The sequence below is a fragment of the Nocardia lijiangensis NBRC 108240 genome (genome assembly GCF_001613045.1).
GTDB lineage: Bacteria > Actinomycetota > Actinomycetes > Mycobacteriales > Mycobacteriaceae > Nocardia > Nocardia lijiangensis.
Map to the genome: position 1 here is coordinate 25650 of NZ_BDBP01000055.1, position 15936 is coordinate 41585.

The window sequence follows — 15936 nt, forward strand, 5'->3', positions numbered from 1 at the left end:
CCGCGGCACGTCCGACAACCGTTCAGGGGTATTTGGTGAGTCAGAGCCTCATCTATCGCAATCGCACCGTGTACGAGCTGCTGATGCGCGGGCTGTACGGCCGCCACTACGCGGCCAGGTACCGTGCGATCGCCGGGCTGGTGCCCGACGGCGCCGAGGTGGTCGACGTGTGCTGCGGTCCCGCGACGCTCTACACCCGCTACCTGCGCGCCAAGTCGGTCGCCTACACCGGGCTGGACTTGAACGAGAAATTCGTCGCTGGCGTCTCGCGTGCGGGCGGCCGCGGACTGGTCTGGAACATGCGCTCCGGCACGGCGCTGCCGGAGGCGGACTACGTGATCATGCAGGCCAGCCTCTACCACTTCCTGCCCGAGCCCGATCCGGTGCTCGACCGGATGCTCGCGGCGGCGCGCAAGGCGGTCATCGTCGCCGAACCCGTCCGCAACCTCGCGACCAGCCGCAACCGGGTTCTGGCCACCGTCGGCCGGCGCTTCACCAACGCGGGCGACGGTCGCCAGGCGCATCGCTTCACCGAGGCCACCCTCGACGAATTCTTCGGCCGCTACGAGCCGCGCATCGCGCAGCGATCGCTGATCGCAGGCGGCCGCGAGAAACTGTACGTCCTATCCGCCTGAGCGTCCGCTACCGGCGGTGACCGCGAGCGACGTCCGGCAGACCTCGCCGCAACGGGTCAGACGGTGAAGGCAGTGACCGCCTCGACGACCCTGGCGACTTGCTCGTCGCGCAGGCCCGGCCAGAGCGGAAGGCGCACAACGGTTCCGGAGAACTCGGCGCTGCGCACGCACGGTCGCGGCGTGCGGCCGAGCTTCAGACCCGCCGGGCTGGAGTCCAGCGGCACGTAGTGGAACGGCGCCGAGATGCCGAGGCCGCCCAGATGGGCGATCAGGTCGTCGCGGCGCTGCTCGGTGGGCGTGCGCAGGTAGTACAGGTGCGCGGTGTGCGCACGGTCCTCGGGCACGGTCATGAGCTGCACGTCGTTGCGGGCCGCCCAGTCCGCCAGCCCGGCGGCGTAGGCGTCCCATACCCGGTGCCTGCCCGCCTGGATCGTGTCGAACTCGTCGAGCTGCGCGTCGAGCACCGCGGCGTTCAGCTCGCTGGGCAGGTAGCTGGAACCGATGTCCTGCCAGGAGTACTTGTCCACCGCGCCGCGCAGGAAGCGGGCACGGTCGGTGCCCTTCTCCCGGATGATCTCCGCGCGGGCCATCAGGATCTCGTCGGTGAGCAGCAGCGCGCCGCCTTCACCGCAGTGCACGTTCTTGGTGTCGTGGAAGCTGAGGGTGCCCAGCGTGCCGATGGTGCCGAGCGGCTGCCCGCGCCAGCTGCCACCGAGCCCGTGCGCGTTGTCCTCTACGACCGCGAAACCGTGCTGGCCGGCCAGCGCGAGCAGCCGATCCATGTCGGCGGCCACGCCGCCGTAGTGGATGACCACCACGGCCTTGGTGCGCTCGGTGACCGCGGCGGCCACCGACTCCGGATCCAGGTTGCCCGTCGCCGGGTCGATGTCGGCGAAAACGCAGGTCGCCCCGCGCAACGCCATCGAGGTGGCCGTCGAGGTGAAGGCGAAGCTCGGCACGATCACCTCGTCGTCGGGGCCGAGCTCGAGCAGCAGACCGGCCATCTCCAGCGCGGAGGTGCACGAGGTGGTCAGCAGCGCGTGCGGCGCCCCGGTGATGGCCTTCAGCTTCGCGGTGGCCGACGCGGTGAACTGCCCGTCGCCGTGGCTGTGGTCGGAGGCCAGCACGGCCTCCAGGTTGGCCAGTTCCCGGCTCGCCCGGAACGGGCGGCTGAAGATGACGCGGTCAGTGCTCAACCCGGTCGGTCCCCCTGCTCGAGGTCGTGGTCAATTCCCGCGCCTCCGAGGGGCGCGGCGTCGGTGAGTCGACGGTGAGGTACAGCGGCTTGCCCACCAGGATGTGCAGGGCGACCCCGAGATATTCGGCGATGAGGCCGAGCGAGAACAGGATCGCTCCGGAACACAGCAGCAGCACCACGATGGTGGAGGCCCAGCCTTCCGGCGCCCAGCCGTCCATGGTGAGCGCTTCGTACACGACGACGGCGGCCATCACCACGCCGGCCAGCGCCAGCGTCACACCGAGCATGCTGACCAGGCGCAGGCCGCGGGTCCCGCTGCACAGCACCATCTTCCAGAACAGCGAGAACAGCCTGCGGTAGTTGTAGCCGGACTCCTCGCGGCCTTCGGCACGCAGCACCACCGGCTCCTGCACCACCGTGCCGACCACCCAGGTGAGCGCCACGTCGAGGTACACACCGTTGGAGGCGACCTCGGCGAGCTGGCGGCCGATGGCGCCGCGGATCAGCCGGTAGCTCTCGAACCTGGTCGAGTCGGGGAAGGCGAACAGGGTGGCGAGCACGATCTTGGCGCCGCGCGAGGTGAGGTTGCGCAGGAAGCCGTGCGGGCGGGTGTTGGTCGGCTTGGAGTAGACCAGGTCCGCGCGGCCGGTGAGCGCCGCGTCGAGGAACGCACCGATGAAACGGGGATCGTGCTGACCGTCCTCGTCCATGGTGACGATCCAGTCGCCGCGCGCGGCCGACATCCCGGCGATGGTGGCGGCGTCCTGGCCGAAATTGCGGCTCAGCCAGACGGTGCGCACCTCGGGGTAGGTCTTTTCCAGTTCCTGCAGGACGACATCCGAGCGATCGGGCCCGTTGTCGTGCACCAGAATGATCTCCTCGACCGCGAACGCGGTGCCGCCGGGCGTCTCGGAGCCCGCGGTGAGCGCGTGCAGCTCGGCGACCAGCCCGCCGATGGTGTTCTCGCCCCGATACACCGGCACCACAACGGAGATGCCGTGCGGCCGGTCGACGCCGGGACGTCCGTTCGCGACGACGTCGGAGCGGAGCGGGCGAGCGGAGGGAATCGGCATCAGCTGGATCAACTTTCGATGACGGTGCGTGCCGGTACTGCCCGCTGGACAGCGGAGTCCGAGCCGCCGTGAACTCTAGCACGAGGCGAACGGGCCCTTCCGGCGCAGCTCATCTGACTCATCAGACCATCATCGACACCTCGGCGGCCGATGCCAACCGCTGCGGTGGGCTGTAGGGTTTGGAACTCGTGACCGACAGTGCAGTACTCGACTCGCGGCCGCACACGCGACGGGACGTCTACCGGTGGGGCGCCATCACCGTGATCGGGGTGATCGCGGGGTACGCGGCGGTGCTGCTTGCCAACGCCCGCCACTACTTCACCGACGACACCGAATCGCAGTACACCGCGCTGTGGGTGGGGCTGGGCCGGGCGCTGCGCGACGGCCAGTTCCCGGTGATGGTGCCCGAGCAGTGGATGTCGGGCAACAACACGATGGACGATGCGGGCCTGTTCAATCCGCCGCAGCTGCTGATCGATCTGATCGCGCCCTCGGTGGACAACGTGGCGCTCTACGCGACCGTCGTCAAACTGATCTTCTCCATCATCGCCGCGACCGGCGTCTACCGGATCTGCCTCGTCTACGGCGCACGCCCGGCCTGGTCGGCGGTGGCGGGCGTGGCGTTCCCGCTCACCGGCTTCTTCCTGTTCTTCGACCAGGCCAGCTGGATGACCGCGCTCACCGGCACCGCCTGGTTGGTGCACGCCTGGGCCTCGTCGGTGCGCTATACCCGTGGTGACAGCGGGCCGATCCCGGTCTTCGTCTTCCTGTACCTGACGATCTCCACCCAGTACATCTTCCCGGCCGTGGAGGCCGCGCTGATGCTGCTCGCCGTGGCGGTCGGCGAGCTTGTGTACCAACGCAAGTGGCAGCCCGTCGCGCGGCTGACGGTTGTTTCGCTCTGCGCGGGCCTGGCCGGTCTGCTGACCTTCCTGCCCAGCATGCTCTCGGCCAAGGTGACCTGGCGCGGCACGGCACAGATCAACAACGATCAGTTCCTGACCGTGCCGTGGTCGGAGTCGCTCAACGCCAGCCTGCCCAGCTCGCTGCCCGCTTTCACCTCCTGGTGGGGCTACGTGCAGCCGATGCCGCTGACCTACATCGCGTGGTTCCTGATCCCGGCGCTGGCGTTCATCGACTGGCGGCGGGCGCGCGGGGCGTGGCGCGAGCTCAGCGCCGTCGCGCTGTTCGCCATCACCATGCTGATGTGGACCGCGGGACCGGGCTCGATCGGTCCGCTGCGCTGGCCGGTGCGGGTGCTGCCGATGCTGGCCATCGGCCTGCTGGTGCTGGTGTGCGTGCTGCTCGGTCGCTTCGGCACGTTCCAGAATTGGAAGAACCGCGGGATCGCGGCCGGTGTGCTGATCCTGGCGCTGTGGGTGCGGTCCTTCTCCGCCGATCCGCACCACGCGCTCTGGCACGTGGTCTCGGCGCTCGCTATCGCGGCGCTGGGCGCGGGTGTGGTGTGGCTCGCCCGCAACCGGGGTATCGCCGCTGCGTGCGCGCTGACCATCGTCGCCATGTTCCCGATCGCCTATTTCCAGGTGAACGCCGCGCAGCCGACGCCGATGCCGTGGAACCTGCCCGCCGACCGCACGGAAGCGATGGCGAAGTTCCCCGACTTCACCGGCACCACCCTTCAGCTCGGCGAGCGCGGCCTGCTGCAACCCGCCGACCGGGACATCGACGCCGCCTACGGATCGCTGGTCTTCGGCAACTACGCCAGGGCGCTGGAGCTGAAGTACGTCAACGGCTACACGCCCACCGGCCACTTCTACTTCGGCGAGCTGCTGTGCATGCGCTGGGACAGCAGCGTCTGCCCAGACGCCTACCGCAGGATGTTCGCGCCGGAGCAGAGCACGGGACGTCCGCTGGTCGACCTGATGAAGCTCGATCGCGTGGTGTTGCAGCGCGCGCTGTTCCCCGACGCGCGCGACCAGGCCGCGCCCGAAGGCTGGAAGTGGGTCGACTACCCGGGGCACGAGCGCTACATCGCGGTGCTGGAGCGCGTCGACGGGCCGGTCTCCACGGTGAACGGCCGGGTGTCGGACGCGAAGAACGCGACGGCCACGTCGATCTCGGAGACCGACACCACCAGCCGCGTGCGAGTGACCTCGGAGCAGGGCGGGCGCGTCGTCTTCGCTCGCCTCGGCTGGCCCGGGTACCGAGTCACCCTGAACGGTCAGCAGATTCCGATCACCACGGTCGCCAAGTCCTTCGTCGCCGTCGACATCCCGGCGGGCACCAAGGACGCCGAGCTGGTGCTGACCTGGCGTCCGCCGGGCTGGAAGATCGGCATCGCGACCACGGTGGCCGGGCTCGCCGGTCTGGGGGTGCTCCAGTGGATGTACGTGCGGTCCCGGCGTCGCGACGACGAGGCGGACATCGAGGAACGCCCCGCGGGCGAGCCGGAGCGGGAACTCGCGGACGTGGTCTCGTGAGCGCTCGCGGCGAGGTGGGTGCGTGAGCACCGAAGAGCGTGCGAACACGGCGACCGAGGTGGCCGACCCACCCGCGTCGGGGCTGCTGTTGCGCCTGGTGCGGCGGCAGGAGGTCGCCTTCGCCCTGATCGGCGCGTTCAACACGGTCTTCGGCATGGCGCTGACGGTGGCGTGGCTGACCGTGCTGCCCGACGCGGGGTGGGCGCCGCTCGCCGCGGTGCCGCTGGCCTACGCCCTCGGGATCACCGTCGCCTTCGTGCTGCACCGCACGGTGGTGTTCCGGGTGCGCGGCCACGTGCTACGCGACTTCGCAGGCTTCGTCGCGGTGAATTCCGGTGGCCTCGCGCTGAACACGGCGCTGCTCTACCTGGCCGTGACGGTGCTGCATCTGCCCGCTCAGCCGTCCGCGGTGGTCGTGATGGGACTGGTCGCGGTGGCGAGTTTCTTCGGGCACCGGCACATCTCGTTCCGCCGTCGCCCGGCCGTCGAGGCAGACGGCGCGGTCGGGTAGGTTTTCGACCATGCCGGAGGAAACCGCGTTGGACGCCACCCTGCTCAGCCTGCTCGCCTGCCCGCAGGACAAGGGCCCGCTGCTGCTGGTCCGCGATGCCGCGGGCGCCGCGCTGCTCTACAACCCGCGCCTGCGCCGCGCCTACCCGATCGAGAACGGCATCCCCGTGCTGCTGATCGACGAGGCGCGCGACGTTACCGACGCCGAGCACGCGGCATTCACCGCCTGATCGGACCGTAGGAGTACGCGCGGCAGATCAGCGCGTTGTGGGCATCGTTGCGGCGATCGCCGCGGATTCGCTTGCGGCCGTGCCGATGTCGCCGGTCAGGTAGCGCTGCAAGGTCGGGCCAACGGCAGCGACGAGCTCCGGGATCGGCATCGATGCCAGCGGTTCGACGCCGATGATCTTGCGTGCCACCAGCACGCCCATCATCTGCGAGGCGACCAGCGCGACCCTGGCGCGGCCGTCGTCCTCCGGGGTCGCGATGCGCTGGCGGACCCGCTCGAGCACCACTTCCAGCACGAATGTCCGGGCCAGCGCCGGTTCGCCGCCGGTGAGGATGCTGCGCACCACCGCGACGACGCCGGGCCCGGCGGGGGAGTCCCACACACCGACCACCGCGGCCAGGATCGTCGCCCCGAGCTGGTCCAGCGGCGCCGCCTCCATGATGCTCAGCGTCGCCTCCGGGTCCACCGGAAACTCGACCACCGCCGCGAACAACTGCTGCTTGGTGCCGAAATAGTGGTGCACCAGCGCCGGATCCACGCAGGCGTCGGCCGCCACGGCCCGGATCGACGTCTTGTCGAAACCCGCCTCGGCGAATCGAGCGCGGGCGGCGGCCAGGATCGCCTCCCGCGCGCCGGACTTGCCCGGTCGCCGTCCCGAACGCCCTTGCCGTTCGGCGTCATCGACCGCAGCGGACCGGCGGCGCCGTCGCGGCACAGCCTCCTGTCGGCCCGCCGCCGTGCGTTTCGACGCCGCGCGGTCGTCCGGGCTCATGGGGTCCGCCGCCGTAGCGTCGCCGCGCCGAGCGCCAGCGCCACCACGGCGAAGGCCGCGACGATGGCGACATCGCGCCACATCTGCGCGGTCGCTTCCGGATGGATCGAAACCTGTTGCAGCGCATCGACCGCGTAGCTCAACGGCATCACATTGCTGATCGGCTGCAGCCAGTCCGGCAGCTGGTCGCGCGGAACGAGCAAGCCGCACAGGAAGATCTGCGGCGCGACGACCACCGGCATGAACTGCACGGCCTGGAACTCGGTGCGCGCGAAGGCGCTTGCCAGCAGGCCGAGGGCGACGCCGCAGATGGCGTCCACGACCGCGATCAGCACCACCCAGGCCGGATTGCCCGCCGCCTCGAGGTCGAGCAACCCGAACGACACCAGGCAGGCGACGACCGCCTGCGCGGCGGCGGCCAGCGAGAAGGCTGTGCCGTAGCCGCCGAGCAGATCCAATTTGGACAGCGGCGTGGTCAGCAGCCGTTCGAGCGTGCCCGACGTGCGTTCGCGCTGCATGGCGATCGCGGTGATCAGGAACATCACGATGAACGGCAGGATGCCGAGCATGCTGATGCCGACCCGGTCGAACAACGTCAGCGGCTGGTGCGGCGCGGTCGGGGTTTCGGCGTAGATGAAATACAGCAACGTCATGAGCAGGGCGGGGACGACCAGGATCATGGCGACGGTGCGGTGGTCGTTGCGCAGCTGGCGCAGGATGCGGGTGGTGGTCGCGGCGTAGGGGCGCAGCGTCCACCGGGGTGCGCTCGGAGTCAGGGTGGTGGTCATGCCGCTCGTCCCATCGTGATGAGGGTGAGGAAGGCCTTCTCGAGGTTTTGCTCGCCGGTCTCTTCGCGCAGTTCGTCGGGGCTGAGCTGGGCCAGCACGTCGCCTTCGCGCATGAGCAGCAGCCGGTCGCAGTGCTCGGCCTCGTCCATGACGTGGCTGGAGACCAGCAGCGTCGTTCCGTTGGCGGCCAGTTCGTGGAACTGCTTCCACAGGTCCACCCGCAGCACCGGGTCGAGCCCGACGGTCGGTTCGTCGAGGACGAGCAGGTCCGGCTGGGCGACCAGCGCGCATGCCAGCGACGCCCTGGTCTGCTGGCCGCCGGAGAGTTCGTCGCCGCGCTGATCGGCGTGGTCGAGCAGGCCGACCGCGGCGATGGCGATATCGGTGTCGTCGCGATCGCGGCCGTACAGCGCGGCGTAGTAGGCGACGTTGTCGCGCACGCTGATGTCGGGGTAGATGCTCGGTGCCTGGGTGACGTAACCGATGCGCCTGCGCAGCTCGGGCGCCCCCGCGGGCAGGCCGAGCGCGGTGATCTCGCCGGACGCCACGATCTGGGTGCCCACGATGCTGCGCATCAGGGTGGTCTTGCCGCAGCCGGACGGCCCGAGCAGCCCGGTGATCGAGCCGCGCGGGATGGTCAGCGAAATATCGTGCAGAACTTCGCGTTTGCCGCGCCGGACGGTCAGATTCCGGATCTCGACGGCGGTGGATGACGCGGGCTGAGACATGGCGGCGGCCTCAATTCATCGAGTGTTGAATTCACTGTGTGATGAATTTACCGCCGCGCGCCCGCCCGCGGCAAGAGGCGGCGGCCGCTCGGTGTCAATGCCCGTGGCGGTGCGCCGGCCGCCCCGCCGTGCCACCGGGTTCCACGACGACGAACTGGCCCATCATGCCGATGTCCTCGTGCCACAACAGGTGGCAGTGATACATGTACGGCGTGTCCGGATCGGCGGGGCCGTCGAAGCGCACCGCGAGGCGCACCGTGGCGTCCGGCGCGAGGAACACCGTGTCCTTGGGCCCGGACAGGTGCGGCGGCGGCGCGCTCTCGCCGACCGCGAGCACACGGAACTGCACGTCGTGAATATGGAAGTTGTGCGGCATGCCGTCGCGGTTGTGCACGATCCAGGTTTCGGTGGTGCCGCGGGTGACGGTGAAATCGATGCGGTCCATCGCCATCGGCTGCCCGTTGATGCCGCTCAGGTCGAGTTCGAAGCGCCGCTCCGTCACCGAGTCCGCGCCGTCCGGGGTGGACGCGGGCGCCAGCGTCTCGGGCATCTTGGGGGAGGGACGAAGAGTCGCGGCCGCGCGCAGTTGCAGGACGTCGAAGGTGTCGTCGCCGCCGCTGAAGCGCTGGGTCCAGAAGCCCAGACCGGCGTCGAGCTTGTTGCTGCGCAACACGGTTCGCTCGCCGGGGCGCATGCGCACCACGATCTCCGCGCGCTCGCCCGGCGAGAGTGGCAACTGGTTCATGGTGGCCGGGCGGTCCAGCAGGCCGCCGTCGGTGCCGATGAGCGCGAAGGCGCGTGCGTCGTCGAAACCGAAGGTGTAGATGCGCGCGGTCGAGGCGTTGAGCAGGCGCAGCCGGATCAGTTCGTCGCCGACCTCGCGATACGGGGTCAGCGTGCCGTTGACCATCGTCTGCTTGCCGAGGAAGCCGACATCGTGGAACATGCCGTGCGTGCCGTCGAGGGAGGCGCCGCGGAAGGTCACGTCCTGCACGATGACCGGCAGGTCGTCGACGCCGTAATTCCGTGGCAGCGCAAGGGTTTCGGTCAGCTCGTCGTCCAGCAGGAACATCCCGGCCAGGCCGCGGCGCACGTGGTCCTCGGTCGCGCCGTGCGGATGCGGGTGGTACCAGAGCGTCGCGCCCGGCTGGTCCACCGTCCACTCGGGCGTCCACGTCGCGCCCGCCTCGACCATCTGGTGCGGGCCGCCGTCCATGGCCGCCGGGAGATGCATGCCGTGCCAGTGCACCGTCGAGGCTTCGGGCAGGTTGTTGCGGACACGGACCCGGACCTGCTCACCGCGTCGGGCGCGCAGCGTCGGCCCGAGGTAGTCGCCGTTGAAACCCCAGGTCTCCGTCACCTGTCCCGGCCGGAATTCCCTGCTGCCCGCGCGCATGTCGAGCTCGAACAACCGCGTGCCGTCGGGTTCGAGGTGGGACTCGGCCAGCGGCGGCACGGCGAGCTCGTTGCGAAAGTCCGTGGAACCGACAGTGGAAACCACCGCATCCACGTAAACCCAACTGACACAACCGCTTACCGCGGCGAGCAACACCGCGAGCGTCGCGGCGAGAACGAGGAACAGCCGCCGCCACCGGCGCGGACGGGAAACCGAAGACATGCACCGACAGTAGGAATTACACGGTCGCGGCCACATCGGGGACCGTCCCCCATTTCGACCCCGGATCCGCCCTGACGGCCTGCTTGCATGACGTGTGATGCGGCTCACAATTCGGGCTGTCACGTTCGGCGGTGGTCGTCTGTCCCATGGTCGTCACCAACCAGCTACCCGGCAACGGATCGGAGCAACCGCCATGAACACCGAACACCGCATCGTCATCCTCGGCGCGGGCTACACCGGCATGCTGGCCGCCGTGCGGCTTGCGCGGCGCACCCGCCGCCTGCCCGTGCACATCACCCTGATCAACCCGTCCGCCCGGTTCACCGAGCGGCTGCGCATGCACCAGATCGCCGCGGGGCAGGAGCTGGCCGACCACCGGATCCCGGAGATACTCGCGGGCACCGGTGTCGAATTCGTCCAGGGCTGGGCCACTTCCGTGGACCCCGAGGCGCGACTGGTCACCGTCGACGACGATCGCGTGCTGCCCTACGACGAACTCGTCTACGCCCTCGGCAGCACGACCGACACCGACACGGTGCCCGGCGTCACCGAACATGCCTGGACCCTGAACGATCCGCGCGCCGCACACCGCTTCGCCGGACGTCTCGCGGCGGTGGCGGAGCAAAGCGGTTCGGTCGCCGTCTGCGGTGGCGGGCTCACGGGCATCGAGGCCGCCACCGAGATCGCCGAACAGCACCCCGGCGTGCGCGTCACCCTCATCAGCCCCGGCGAGCCCGGCGCGATGATGGGCGAGCGGGCTCGCGCCTACCTGCATCGTGCGCTGGACCGGCTCGGCATCACCCGCAGCACCGGCCATGCGGTCACCAAGGTGCTGCCCGACGCCGTCGAATTGGCCGACGGCACATTGGTTGCCGCCGATCTGACGCTGTGGACCGCGGGCGTCCGCGTCGCACCGCTGGCCGCGCGGGCCGGTATCGAGACCGACGAGCGCGGGCTGATCGTCGTCGACCGGACCCTGAAGTCGGTGTCGCATCCCACCGTTCGCGCCATCGGCGACGCCGCCGCGGTGCGCCAGCCATGGGGCACGATCCACGGCACCTGCCAGAGCGGTATGCCCACGGCCGCGCACACCGCCGACGCGATCGCGAAAGAGTTGCGCGGCAAGAAGGTTCGCCCGTTCCGGTTCGGCTACGTGCACCAGCCGGTCAGCCTCGGCCGCCGCGACGCGGTCATCCAGTTCACCAAGGCCGACGACACCCCGGGGCGGTTCCACCTCACTGGACGCACCGCGGTGCTCTACAAGGAGATCGTCAGCAGCTCGCCCCCGAAGGTCTTCCGGATCAGCAAGAAGATGACCGTTTCGGTGCAGTTCTCGCGGGGTGGCCGCGCCACCCGCACACGAGACTGACCGGTTTGCCGACGCGGTCCCGCACCGAGGAACATGGACTGATGCCTGAGATGCCGGAATCCGATCCGTTCATCGAACACCGGCGGCTGCTCTTCGCCACCGCCTACCGGATGCTGGGCACCGTCACCGACGCGGAGGACGTCCTGCAAGACGCGTGGCTGAAATGGCACGAAGCCGATCGGTCCGAGGTGCGTCATCCCAAGGCGTACCTGGTGCGCACCGTCACCAACCTGTCGCTGAACCGGCTCACCTCGGCCAGGGCCACCCGCGAGACCTATGTGGGGCCCTGGCTGCCCGAACCTCTGCTCACCACACCCGATTTCGCGGAGGACGCGGAGCTGGCCGACACCGTCTCCACCGCGATGCTGGTGGTGCTGGAGACCCTCGGCCCGGTCGAGCGCGCGGTGTTCCTGCTGCGCGAGGTGTTCGGCTACAGCCACGCCGAGATCGCCGACACCCTGGACCGGCCGGAGGCCACGATCCGCCAGATCGCGCACCGCGCACGAAGCCACGTGCAGTCCCGGCGCCCCCGTTTCGATACCGATACGGCCGAACGCGCGCACGTCACCGAGCGGTTCATGGCGGCCTGCGCGGGCGGCGAGCTGAACGCGCTGATGGACCTGCTCGCCCCCGAGGTGACGTGCTGGTCCGACGGCGGCGGCGTCGTCACCGCCGCCCGGCGTCCGCTGCACGGCCCCGATCACGTCGCGCGCTGGATCCTCGGCGTGCTGGCCAAACCCGAATCGGCGGGCATCGCGCTCGAGCTCGCCCACATCAACGGCGAGATCGGTGCGCTCGCGCGCATCGGCGAGGTCCCGGTCGCGGCGTTCACCTACGACTTGGTGGACGGCCGCATCGAGAACCTGCGATTCCAGGTCAATCCGGAGAAGTTGACGGGACTGTCCATGGGTACGTCGGTGCTGGGTTGATCGCACGCCGGTCGATGACGCACCCCGGCGGCCGAGCCGTCGTCGGCGCGGTCGAGGAGAATGGCCCCGTGTCCGTCGATGATCTCGTGGTCGAACCGCCCGCCGCCGCCCGCCGTCTGCTCGGCGCCACGCTGCGGTCGGGGCCGGTGGCCGTCCGGATCGTCGAGGTCGAGGCGTACGGCGGCGACCCGGCGGGACCGTGGCCGGACACGGCCTCGCACTCCGGGCGCGGGCGGACCGCACGCAACGCAGTGATGTTCGGTCCCGCGGGCGTCCTCTACGTGTATCTCAGCTACGGCATGCACACCTGCATCAACGTGACCAGCGGCCCCGACGGCACGGCCAGCGCGGTGCTGGTGCGGGCCGGCGAGGTCGTCGACGGACTGGAGGTCGCGCGTGCGCGGCGGCCCGCGGCGCGCTCCGACGCCGACCTCGGCCGCGGGCCGGGGAACTTGGGGACCGTCCTCGACATCACCTTGGCCGACTACGGGACGGCGCTGTTCGATCCGGCCTCGACGATCCGGCTGGAGCTGGACGGCGCGATCGATGCCGCGCAGATCGCCAGCGGCCCGCGTGTCGGTGTCAGCACGGCCGCCGACCGGCCGTGGCGGTTCTGGTTGCCGACCTCACCCGCGGTCTCGGCGTACCGGCGCAGTCCGCGCGCTCCCCTCGCCGCCGCCCCCGCGGTCGTCCCCGGCGTGGGTGGACAGGTTCGGCCGGGAACTGGCGGCGGTGCGATGAATTAGGCGCGCGCCCACCGTCCTATCGGGAGAAGCCGCCGCATCCGGCGCGTCCGAACCGAAGGGACATGGACATGACCGCCATCACCGCCCCCGCCCCGACCACCGCCACCCGTCCCGGCACGATCCGCACCCGCTTCCTGTGGACCCTGCAGATCCTGCTCGGTCTCTTCTTCGTCATCGCCTCGGGGATCCCGAAGTTCGTGGGCCAGGCCGACGCCGTGCGGATCTTCGACGCGATCGGCTTCGGCGACTGGTTCATGTACTTCACCGGCCTCGTCGAGGTGGCAGGCGGCATCGGCCTGCTGATCGGGCGGCTGGCGGGAGCGGCCGCGGCCGGATTGTCGATCACCATGGTCTTCGCGGCGGCCACCCAGGCGTTCGTCCTGGACGCACCCTCCTACGCCGTCTTCCCGCTGGTGCTGGCGGCGGTGTTCGCTTGGCTCGCCTGGCAGCGCCGCGACAGGCTCGTCGCGCTGCGGGATCGCTTGTCCCGCTGAATGATTCGACGTCCACCCGGCGACCGGCAGGCCTTCCTGCCGGTCGCCGGGCCGTCGTGTGTGGGGTGTCGCCGGGCTGGCGTGTGTGGCCTTGCCGGACGGTTGAGTGCTGGGGGACGCGCCGGTCTCCGACGGCGGTCCGACCACGATCGAGATGTCGAGTTCGTCGCCGCCCAGCCGGAGTGGCGGCGGTGCCGATCAGGTCCACCGTGTGCGGAGCGCCGCGGCGGGCACGCTCCCGGAGATCCACGCGTGCGGCGGCCTGGCCACCCCGCCGGACCGTGCCTACTCGGCGCGACCTAGTGCCGCGTCCAGAATGGTCGGCGCGGTGGCCGAACGAAGGCCCCCTTCATCCCGCCAGACCGACTGGACGTGACCTTCGTTCACCCGACCTGCGTGCCTGGTGAACCGACCGAGGGGTGACCTTCATCGCGGTGGGCCGATTGACGGTGATCTTCGGTCGGATCGGGTGTCCAACCTTTGTGGACGGGGCACTGGATGTACTGACCTGAGAGTTCGCCGAGGTGCAGGCGTACTGGCTAGACCCCTCCCTTGCGTCGGTGGGGCGGTGAAGTGAGCACCTGTGGTCCGGGGGCGGCCGGAACCACGGGTATCGGATCGCGCACGGGGAATTGTGCGGGCAGGTCGCGGCGGTTCCGGTCCGGCGGGCGGTATGGAACCCCCGCGGCGAAATTCCCTGGCCCGGCAGCGGCACGTCACGGAGAATCGCCCCCGGCACCTGCGCATCGGCGCAGGACAGCGGTGCGGAAAGATGGGACGGCGTGAGCGGCGACATCATCGAAGAACTGATCTGGCGCGGACTGATCGCGCAGTCCACCGACCTCGACGCCCTGCGTGCGGCGCTGGCCGACGGGCCGCTGACGCTGTACGCCGGTTTCGACCCGACCGCGGCCAGCCTGCACGCCGGACATCTGGTCCCCCTGCTGGCGTTGAAGCGTTTCCAGCGCGCCGGGCACCGGCCCATCGTCCTGGCCGGCGGCGCGACCGGCCTGATCGGCGACCCGCGCGACGTCGGCGAACGCGCCATGAACTCCACCGACACGGTCGCCGAGTGGGCGCAGCGGATCCGGTCCCAGCTGGAGCGGTTCGTGGACCTGGACGACTCGCCCACCGGCGCGATCATCGCCAACAACATGGACTGGACCGCACAGCTCACCGCCGTCGACTTCCTGCGCGATATCGGCAAGCACTTCTCGGTCAACGTCATGCTGGCCCGCGACACCATCAAGCGCCGCCTCGACGGCGAGGGCATCTCCTACACCGAGTTCAGCTACATGCTGCTGCAGGCCAACGACTACCTGCAGTTGCGGCGCAACTACGGGTGCCTGCTGCAGGTCGGCGGCTCGGACCAGTGGGGCAACATCATCGCGGGCGTCGAGCTGAACCGGCGGGTCGACGGAGAGTCGGTGCACGCGCTCACCGTGCCGCTGGTGACCTCGGCCGACGGTAAGAAGTTCGGTAAGTCCACCGGCGGCGGCAGCCTCTGGCTCGATCCGGAGATGACCAGCCCGTACGCCTGGTACCAGTACTTCGTGAACACCGCCGACGCCGATGTCGTCCGGTACCTGCGCTGGTTCACCTTCCTCACCCGCGAGGAACTGGCCGAGCTGGAACAGGCGACGGCGGAACGGCCGCACGCGCGGGAAGCCCAGCGCAGGCTGGCCGCCGAGATGACCACCCTGGTGCACGGCGAGGAGCACACCCGTGCGGTCCAGCTGGCGAGCCAGGCCCTCTTCGGTCGCGGTGAGCTGCGCGAGTTGGACGAGGCGACGCTGGCCGCCGCGCTGCGGGAGGCCGCGGTCGACGGTGCGGTGGCCGAGGTCGCGCCCGGCCGGCCGGACACGATCGTCGATCTGCTGGTCGCCACCGGCCTGTCCGAAAGCCGCGGCGCGGCCCGGCGCGCGGTGAACGAGGGCGGCGCATCGGTCAACAACCAGAAGATCTCCGACCTCGAATGGACCCCGGACGAGGGCGACTACCTGCACGGACGCTGGCTGGTGGTGCGCCGAGGCAAGCGCAATATCGCGGGAGTCCGGCGCGCGACCGCTTGATGATCTTGGTGTCTTGGGTCACATTCGTGTGGCCCAAGCCCGTTTTCGAGCCGATCGCAAGCTTCTGACCTGCGGAATTACATCCGTGTAGTGCGGATTTGACGCCGCGTTCCCCGCCGCGTAACTTATTCAACGTCAGAGCGACACGGACACCGACCCGGAGCCGAGACGCCAAGCCGAGAGGCTGGGCGAGGACCGGGACACGAGGTAGTACGAGGAGCGCCTGACGGCCCGCAAGGACCAGGACAATCGAGCAGACTTGACTCTGTGAGAGAGGCCGGTTAGGCTGGGAAAGTTGCCTCTCAGAAGCACCGGATGAGTCCGGCGCGGACGG

The 15936-nt window shown here is 69.8% G+C and carries 15 protein-coding genes; 9 read left to right on the forward strand and 6 right to left on the reverse strand.

Annotated features, from left to right (window positions below; translation table 11 throughout):
* Positions 1-35: 35 nt before the first annotated feature.
* A complete protein-coding gene (locus tag NL1_RS21045) occupies positions 36-635 on the forward strand; it encodes a class I SAM-dependent methyltransferase (protein ID WP_156094972.1) in 600 nt (199 codons plus the stop codon).
* A gap of 56 nt (positions 636-691) precedes the next feature.
* Here NL1_RS21045 and rffA read toward each other — a convergent pair whose 3' ends face one another.
* Both rffA and NL1_RS21055 read right to left on the reverse strand, forming a co-directional pair.
* Complete coding sequence (gene rffA / locus NL1_RS21050) at positions 692-1831, reverse strand: dTDP-4-amino-4,6-dideoxygalactose transaminase (RefSeq protein WP_067841909.1); 1140 nt, start codon at positions 1829-1831, stop codon at positions 692-694.
* Positions 1821-2906: a glycosyltransferase family 2 protein gene (locus tag NL1_RS21055; protein ID WP_084510819.1), complete on the reverse strand. Its 1086-nt coding sequence runs from the start codon at positions 2904-2906 to the stop codon at positions 1821-1823. The genes rffA and NL1_RS21055 overlap by 11 nt, the downstream gene beginning before the upstream one ends.
* Positions 2907-3175: 269 nt before the next feature.
* Between NL1_RS21055 and NL1_RS21060 the strand changes: the two genes are divergently transcribed.
* Genes NL1_RS21060 through NL1_RS21070 form a run of 3 tightly spaced genes read left to right on the forward strand, consistent with a single transcriptional unit; the run spans position 3176 to position 6087 of the window.
* Positions 3176-5347 carry a putative glycosyltransferase family protein gene (locus tag NL1_RS21060; protein WP_067841934.1) on the forward strand — a complete coding sequence of 724 codons (2172 nt, stop codon included), beginning with the start codon at positions 3176-3178 and terminating at the stop codon, positions 5345-5347.
* 22 nt (positions 5348-5369) lie between these two features.
* A complete protein-coding gene (locus tag NL1_RS21065; RefSeq protein ID WP_067841911.1) occupies positions 5370-5858 on the forward strand; it encodes a GtrA family protein in 489 nt (162 codons plus the stop codon).
* A 10-nt stretch (positions 5859-5868) separates the two neighbouring features.
* Positions 5869-6087 (forward strand): Trm112 family protein, encoded by a 219-nt coding sequence (locus NL1_RS21070; protein WP_067841914.1) that lies wholly within the window; start codon positions 5869-5871, stop codon positions 6085-6087.
* A gap of 27 nt (positions 6088-6114) precedes the next feature.
* On the opposite strand, the gene NL1_RS21075 is transcribed toward NL1_RS21070, so the two are convergent.
* From NL1_RS21075 to NL1_RS21090, 4 genes are all read right to left on the reverse strand, one after another.
* A complete protein-coding gene (locus NL1_RS21075; protein ID WP_084510816.1) occupies positions 6115-6858 on the reverse strand; it encodes a TetR/AcrR family transcriptional regulator in 744 nt (247 codons plus the stop codon).
* The gene (locus NL1_RS21080; RefSeq protein WP_067841916.1) at positions 6855-7646 is read right to left on the reverse strand and encodes an ABC transporter permease; all 792 of its coding nucleotides are present in this window, start codon (positions 7644-7646) and stop codon (positions 6855-6857) included. The genes NL1_RS21075 and NL1_RS21080 overlap by 4 nt, the downstream gene beginning before the upstream one ends.
* Positions 7643-8374, reverse strand: a complete 732-nt coding sequence (locus tag NL1_RS21085) for an ABC transporter ATP-binding protein (protein WP_067841918.1) — start codon at positions 8372-8374, stop codon at positions 7643-7645. The genes NL1_RS21080 and NL1_RS21085 overlap by 4 nt, the downstream gene beginning before the upstream one ends.
* 94 nt (positions 8375-8468) lie before the next feature.
* Positions 8469-9992, reverse strand: a complete 1524-nt coding sequence (locus NL1_RS21090) for a multicopper oxidase family protein (protein ID WP_067841919.1) — start codon at positions 9990-9992, stop codon at positions 8469-8471.
* Positions 9993-10185: 193 nt separating this feature from the next.
* Here NL1_RS21090 and NL1_RS21095 point away from each other — a divergent pair, with 193 nt between their 5' ends.
* The 5 genes from NL1_RS21095 to tyrS all read left to right on the forward strand — a co-directional run bounded on the left by NL1_RS21095 (position 10186) and on the right by tyrS (position 15602).
* The gene (locus tag NL1_RS21095) at positions 10186-11361 is read left to right on the forward strand and encodes an NAD(P)/FAD-dependent oxidoreductase (RefSeq protein ID WP_067841920.1); all 1176 of its coding nucleotides are present in this window, start codon (positions 10186-10188) and stop codon (positions 11359-11361) included.
* 50 nt (positions 11362-11411) lie between these two features.
* Positions 11412-12290, forward strand: a complete 879-nt coding sequence (locus NL1_RS21100) for an RNA polymerase sigma-70 factor (RefSeq protein ID WP_084510817.1) — start codon at positions 11412-11414, stop codon at positions 12288-12290.
* Between the two features lie 14 nt (positions 12291-12304).
* Positions 12305-13036, forward strand: a complete 732-nt coding sequence (locus NL1_RS21105) for a DNA-3-methyladenine glycosylase (RefSeq protein WP_084510818.1) — start codon at positions 12305-12307, stop codon at positions 13034-13036.
* Positions 13037-13104: 68 nt separating this feature from the next.
* Positions 13105-13530 carry a DoxX family protein gene (locus tag NL1_RS21110; protein WP_067841939.1) on the forward strand — a complete coding sequence of 142 codons (426 nt, stop codon included), beginning with the start codon at positions 13105-13107 and terminating at the stop codon, positions 13528-13530.
* A 782-nt stretch (positions 13531-14312) separates the two neighbouring features.
* On the forward strand, positions 14313-15602 hold the full coding sequence (tyrS, locus tag NL1_RS21115) for a tyrosine--tRNA ligase (protein ID WP_067841922.1): 1290 nt from the start codon (positions 14313-14315) through the stop codon (positions 15600-15602).
* Positions 15603-15936 lie beyond the last annotated feature (334 nt).